The 552-nt window shown below is 67.0% G+C and carries 1 pseudogene; it reads left to right on the top strand.

Going from position 1 to position 552, the window contains the following annotated elements:
* Positions 1 to 214 (top strand): annotated as a pseudogene (locus ABD345_RS40130) (long-chain fatty acid--CoA ligase); the annotation flags it as partial.
* Positions 215 to 552 lie beyond the last annotated feature (338 nt).

Below are 552 nucleotides of genomic sequence, written 5' to 3'. Positions count from 1 at the left end.
CGAGATCGCGAACTCCGACGCCGCCCACACGATGATCCAGGGCTACGTCGACGAGCTCAACGCCGGCCTGAACCGCTGGGAAACCATCAAGAAGTTCACCATCCTCGACCGGGACCTCACGGTCGAAGGCGGCGAGATGACCCCGAGCCTCAAGCTCAAGCGCAAGCACGTCGAAACCCAGTACGGCGACCTGCTGGACAAGATGTACAACTAGCCGGCACCTGGCGAGCGGAGGAGCAACCCCTACGCGGGGCCCTCCGCTCGCCGGCGCTCGGCTCCACTCGACGGCTCATGTCGCGCTCCGGCCGACGCCCACCACTGATCAAGCCCTCAGTTGGCCGTCTGCACTTCCTGTTCCACGTCTGGATCATCCCCAGCCGCCGCTCAGCCGGCCAGGTTGATCAGTGATGGCCGTCGGCCGGCCTCGGGTCGGCGGGCAGAGCGGACACCCACCACTCACCAACTCCCACACCACGAACCCAGCGGCCCACCTGCAGCGTGCCCACGCCCACGCCAGCCCGAGCCGAGCACCTTGGTGAGTGGTGGAGATCC

Source organism: Kitasatospora saccharophila, assembly GCF_039529925.1.
GTDB lineage: Bacteria > Actinomycetota > Actinomycetes > Streptomycetales > Streptomycetaceae > Kitasatospora > Kitasatospora saccharophila.
This window is presented reverse-complemented; position numbering and strand designations above follow the sequence as displayed.